Here is a 2,560-nt window from a genome sequence, read left to right on the forward strand (position 1 = left end):
TGTCCGTGGCCATGAAAAAGTACCCACTGGTGGCCAGGTCGAGGTATCCGTTTTTGGCCAAGTAAAAGTATCCACCCCGTGTTCGTCGTGTCGATCAGGAACTGCGGGCCCCGATGGTGACGGTGAAGGCGCCAACCAATCGCCATCACCACCGGGGAGTTCCATTGAAGTCTGCGAGGGACCGTATGGACATCATTTCTGCCTATCACCAGCTCGGCTCTTACCGAGCCGCCGCCGCAGAGTGCGGCACCACCCACCGCACCGTCAAGAAGGTCGTCGAGAAGTTCGAGGCCGACCAGGCCGGCATGCTGCCGTCACCGCGGGCCGAACGGGCGCACAACTACGACGCCGTCGCCGGTCTGGTCGCCGAACGGGTGGACAAATCGAATGGTCGGATCTCAGCCAAGCGGCTACTGCCGAAGGCCCGCGCGGCCGGATACACCGGTTCTGACCGCAACTTCCGACGCCTCGTCGCGCAGGAGAAAGCGTTGTGGCGCAGCACCAATCACCGCGGACGACGTCCGGCCGTGTGGGAGCCGGGTGAGTACCTGGTCATCGACTGGGCCCAGGCCGCGCCGGGGCTGTTTCTGTTCTGCGCGGTCCTGGCGTTCTCGAGGTGGCGCTTCGTGCGCTTCGCCACCAACGAGCGGGCGTCCACGACGCTGGGGTTGATCGCCGAGACCCTGGCCGCCGCCGGCGGCGTGCCGGCAAAGGTGCTGGCCGACCGGATGGCCTGCCTCAAAGGCGGCGTGGTGGCCAACGTCGTCGTACCGACTCCGGACTACGTCCGCCTGGCGTCCCATTACGGGTTCGCACCCGATTTCTGTCACGCCAGCGACCCGCAGTCCAAGGGCATCGTGGAGAACCTGTGCGGCTACGCCCAGGACGACCTGGCGGTCCCGTTGTTGACCGAGGCCGCCATCACTGGAACACCGGTCGACCTGCGCACCGCGAATGCCGCCGCGATCGCGTGGTGCGCCGAAGTCAACGCCACCGTCCATTCGGAGATCTGCGCCATCCCGAACCAGCGGTTGATCACTGAACGTGAACTGCTGCAGCCACTCCCATCGCTTCGATTGCAGATCGGCGCCTCGTCGGTGTTACGCAAGGTCGACCGCCTGTCCTGTATCAGGTACGGGTCGGCCCGCTACTCGGTGCCGACTCGACTGATCGGCACCACGGTGACGGTGGTCGTCGACCACGGTGCGATCGTCCTGCTGGAGCCGGCGACGGGGGTGGTCGTGGCCGAACACCAACTCACCGCCCCCGGCGGGACCTCGATCCTCGACGAGCACTACGACGGCCCCCGCCCGGCACCGAGTCGCGGGCCGCGGCCGAAGACCACGGTGGAAAAGCAGTTCTGCGACCTCGGTGATGATGCGCAGGCGTTCCTCGTCGGTGCCGCGGCGATCGGCAACACCCGCCTCGGGTCTGAACTGGAGATTCTGCTCGCCCTGGGCGCGGCCCACGGTGAGGCGGCGTTGGTCGCCGCGTTGCACCGGGCGGTGGCGTTCCGCCGCTTCCGGGCCGCCGACGTGCGGTCCATCCTGGCAGCCGGCACCGGCGCACCGCAGCCCCGCCCCGCCGGGGACGCCCTGATCCTGGACCTACCGGTCGCCCCGACCCGATCCCTGGACGCCTACCGGATCACCCCGGCCGTCGCCGACGGCGAGGTGATCCCGTGACTAAGACCCCACCCATCACCGATACAGAACCTGTTGCACCACCGTCGGTTCCACCACTGGCCGCCGACCTGGACGCCGGGTTGCGGCGGCTGAAACTGGCCGCAGTGCGACGCACCGCACCGGAGGTGTTGATCACCGCCAAGACCCAACGCTGGACCCCCGAGGAAGTCCTGCGCACGCTAGTCGAGACGGAGTTGGCGGCACGGGACGCCTCCAACATCGTCAACCGCCTCAAGACCGCCGCGTTCCCCGTGCACAAGACACTGGAGTCCTTCGATGTGGCCGCGTCCTCGATCCCGCCGAAGACCTTCGACTACCTGTCGAGTCTGGAATGGATACGGGCGCAACAGAATCTGGCAATCATCGGCCCGGCCGGGACCGGCAAGTCCCACACCCTGATCGGGTTGGGGACCGCGGCGATCCACGCCGGGCACAAGGTCCGCTACTTCACCGCTGCCGACCTGGTGGAGACTCTCTACCGAGGCCTGGCCGACAACACCGTCGGCAAGATCATCGAATCCCTGCTGCGGGTCGATCTGATCATCCTCGACGAACTCGGCTTCGCCCCCTTGGACGACACCGGCACCCAGTTGTTGTTTCGGCTTGTCGCCGGAGCCTACGAACGCCGATCGTTGGCCATCGGATCGCACTGGCCTTTCGAGCAGTGGGGCCGATTCTTGCCCGAGCAGACCACCGCGGTCAGCATCCTCGACCGGCTACTGCACCACGCCACCGTCGTCATCACCGACGGCGATTCCTACCGCATGAAAGACGCCCGACACCGGAAGGAGCAGCCCACACCAACCTAGGAACTACCGCACGGGGTGGATACTCTCATCTGGCCACCAGTGGGTACTTCAACCTGGCCATTGACA

The 2,560-nt window shown here is 66.4% G+C and carries 2 protein-coding genes; both read left to right on the forward strand.

Annotated features, from left to right (window positions below):
* Positions 1-164 precede the first annotated feature (164 nt).
* Positions 165-1,685, forward strand: a complete 1,521-nt coding sequence (gene istA / locus AU194_RS29675) for an IS21 family transposase (protein ID WP_082698914.1) — start codon at positions 165-167, stop codon at positions 1,683-1,685.
* Entirely contained in the window at positions 1,682-2,494 is an 813-nt protein-coding gene (gene istB, locus AU194_RS29680; protein ID WP_231743629.1) for an IS21-like element helper ATPase IstB, read from the forward strand. Before istA ends, istB begins: the two co-directional genes overlap by 4 nt.
* The last annotated feature ends 66 nt before the right edge of the window (positions 2,495-2,560 follow it).

Source organism: Mycobacterium sp. GA-2829 (assembly GCF_001499965.1).
Taxonomy (GTDB): Bacteria; Actinomycetota; Actinomycetes; order Mycobacteriales; family Mycobacteriaceae; genus Mycobacterium.